Here is a 2,573-nt window from a genome sequence, read left to right as displayed (position 1 = left end):
AAGCCAGCCCCAACGGCGCCAGTCGCAGCTCACTCATAACGCTCGACCGGCAGACGTTCCAACTTTTTCTTGACATTTCGCACCACCAATTCATTGCCTTCAACAGCCACGATCGCCTGACCATCGGGCAGCTTGTCGCCGACCTTGAGTCGCTGCGGGGGCTTGGTCGGATCCAGGAATATCAACACGGCGCCGCCTGCTCGCCCGCTGCCATACAACCCGGCGAGTCGCCAGCGGAGATCCGCAGCGGGCGTGGTCGCCACAGGCTTCGGATCGCTTCCCCACATAGGCGCAGCAGCCACCACGACAGGCATCGCGCCGGGATGCTGAGGCCTGGGCAAAACAGGCAAGACCCAGGCATCTCGCCTTGCACGCACGAGGGCCACATCGGCCGGCTGCGCCGGCGGCGCGAGCCACCCCGCCAAAAGCGCCGCAAACGCCAGCCCAAACAGCACTCGCGAGCTCAAGAATCCCTGTGTCATGGCTTGACCTCATCCGATTTGCCAGACACCGACTGCACCCGCATCTGGGCACGCAATTCCAACTCTGCTCGCGCAGGCACCTGGGCAGGCCGCAGCTTGATCACGTCGACGATGACCATCGGCTGCGCGCCCTGCAACTCGGCAAGCAACGCCATCAAGGCAGGCCGATTCAGATCTGTGACCAGCCGCGCGCGCAAAACACCGCCCGCTGCTGACGAGGCCGCCTCGGCCGCGCCCTGCAGGATCGTCAGCTCCACCACGTTCAGTCCGCCCTTTTCGGCCAAGCTACGGAGATAGTCTTGCAGACGCGCCTCCGCCGCTCCTGTTGACGCAGCGGCCCACTGCAAGCTGCGCGCTGCGTCCATCTCGCTCCGGGCTTCGTCCACGCGCGCCGGCCAGGCTGTCTGACCGATCAGAGGCCGCCACTGATCGGCCTGCTGGCGAGCCGCTTCAGCTTCACCGCGAAAAGCCTTGGCGGCGTCCATCAGCACAAGTAACGCCCAAAGCCAGACAACACCCGCAATGACTGCAACACCGAAACGCAGACGGACATTGGCTCGCCATTGCTGTCGGGCCTCGGCAATCAACGATTGCACCCGGCTCATGGCTTCACACCAGGCGGCAGGCTGGGGGCGGACGCAGGCGCCTCGTCCGATCGCTGGCTCACGCCCGCCTCCGTGTTGGAAGCAGTGGGCGGGCGCGGCGACGCCAGCGTCATCTGCAACACGATGCCTGCTCTGGATCCCGTCTGCTCAGATACGCCGGTGAACCAACCGCCCGCCTCCAGAGCCTCGATCAAACGGCTACGAGACACATCAGCTGGCGCCTCAAGCAGCAGTCTCACCTCAAGCCCCTGGAGATCAAATTCCTTCAACAGAACGCCATTGGGCAGCCGACGCGAAAGGTGGTCTAAAACTTCCAGCGGCTGAGCTGCAGTCAGAGGCGCCAGCAGCGCGGCGAGGTCTTGCTGGAGTGCCGCTGCACGCTCGCGCGCCTTCAAAACAGGCTCTACCTGAGTACGCAAAGCCTCCGCCTCGGCGGCGCTTGAAACATGCGCCTGGTAAGCGTCCCACGTGTCGTGTGTGGCATAACCGGTCAGGGCCAGCAGGGCGAGGAGAGCGACGGATGCAATCGCCTGCAACGGCCTCATTGAGCCCTGGCCCAGTTGATGCAGCGCCACTGGCGAAACCAAGGGTGTTCGCCACGCAAGTGTCTCTACGGCCGGCCGCTGCACTTCGGCGCCGCCACCCAGTCCACTGGCACGTACAAAGGCCTGCCATTCCTCGTCCGAGGGCAGGCGCGGCCACCAGCGACTGACACGCAGGATGCCACCAGCCCAGACCTGGCCCTCAAAGCCTTCTAGCGCGGCCAACAGACGAACTCCCTGGTCAAGCAGTGGTTCATGCAAAGTTGATTCGGGCCAGCACCGGACCGACGGCGCCAAGTCCGACACGGTGTCGCGTGGGATGGCGTGGACCTGAGCCCAGCCGGACGCGAGCTGCACCACCCAGTGGGATTCCGGAAATGGTTGCCACGCCGCTAATTGGCTACGGAGCGCACCGGACCATTCGGCGACAGGCAAGTCCCGGAGGTCGAAGGCGCGGTAGCGCATGGTGCTGCGCGCCAAGAGCACGATGGAGCGCTTCCCGGCTCGGGTCGGCTCCACCCACCCGCTACGGCGCCATTGACGCAGGGTCTGGGGGTCGAGAGAGGTCCGGGCTGGGAGTCGGAAAGTTTTCAACGGGGCTTGGGGCGGACGGGGACGTGGGGGCGGGCACCAGAGGCCTGGATCGATACTCGACCGAGTGGATGAGCCACGGCGCACGGACGCCGCTAGGCAAAACCCATAAATTGTATTCGAGGGCTTGCGGCAGGCCAGGCGCCCAGACGCGCAAGCGCAGTGCGTCGCCCGCGCGGAAGTCGGTCAGCTGATCGGTGAACGGAATGCCGGTCGCGGCAGCTGCAGCGGCCGCCGTCGGAAAAGGGGCTCTGCGGCGAAGCGTGTCAAACAAACCCCACTGCCCCTCGCCGACGCGCGGCCATGCCAGCTTGAGCAGAGGCAGAGGCGCCGTGTTCGGGTTCATTTCATGC

3 protein-coding genes are annotated in these 2,573 nt (G+C 65.3%); all 3 read right to left on the bottom strand.

Annotated elements, in window-relative coordinates; translation table 11 throughout:
- Positions 1-29 precede the first annotated feature (29 nt).
- Genes ACXJKR_RS29500 through ACXJKR_RS29490 form a run of 3 tightly spaced genes read right to left on the bottom strand, consistent with a single transcriptional unit; the run spans position 30 to position 2,109 of the window.
- Positions 30-482, bottom strand: a complete 453-nt coding sequence (locus tag ACXJKR_RS29500) for a hypothetical protein (RefSeq protein WP_457325873.1) — start codon at positions 480-482, stop codon at positions 30-32.
- A complete protein-coding gene (locus ACXJKR_RS29495) occupies positions 479-1,087 on the bottom strand; it encodes a GspMb/PilO family protein (RefSeq protein WP_457325872.1) in 609 nt (202 codons plus the stop codon). The genes ACXJKR_RS29500 and ACXJKR_RS29495 overlap by 4 nt, the downstream gene beginning before the upstream one ends.
- Positions 1,084-2,109 (bottom strand): hypothetical protein, encoded by a 1,026-nt coding sequence (locus ACXJKR_RS29490; RefSeq protein ID WP_457325871.1) that lies wholly within the window; start codon positions 2,107-2,109, stop codon positions 1,084-1,086. Before ACXJKR_RS29490 ends, ACXJKR_RS29495 begins: the two co-directional genes overlap by 4 nt.
- Positions 2,110-2,573: the final 464 nt, after the last annotated feature.

The organism is Roseateles sp. P5_E11, assembly GCF_054049355.1.
The sequence above is the reverse complement of the archived record's forward strand: the minus strand, read 5'-3'. Positions and strand labels throughout refer to the sequence as shown.